Consider the following 278-nt stretch of genomic DNA (forward strand, 5'->3'; position numbering starts at 1 on the left):
GAGGCTGCCAGTAGTGCCATTGTGGTCGGTGCCACAGTCGCAACCGAACCGGCTATTCCTTACGCTCTGGCAGCTCCGTTGCCGATGATTACCGCCAATACGCTGGCGGGCGGCATTACCGGCGTGCTGGTGATCGCTTTCGGAATCAAACGTCTGGCACCTGGTTTGGGTATCTTTGACCCGCTGATCGGCCTGATGTCGCCGGTGGGTTCGTTTTATCTGGTGCTGGCGATTGGCCTCGCGCTGAACATTTCATTTATTATCGTCCTGAAAGGATT

At 56.1% G+C, this 278-nt stretch carries 1 protein-coding gene; it reads left to right on the top strand.

All coding sequences use genetic code 11. The annotated features are described in order from the left end of the window. On the top strand, positions 1-278 hold a 278-nt coding region (locus SB756_RS29595; RefSeq protein ID WP_410913124.1), incomplete at both ends, for a hypothetical protein.

It is taken from the genome of Pseudomonas sp. SIMBA_068 (genome assembly GCF_046534705.1).
Taxonomy (GTDB): domain Bacteria; phylum Pseudomonadota; class Gammaproteobacteria; order Pseudomonadales; family Pseudomonadaceae; genus Aquipseudomonas; species Aquipseudomonas putida.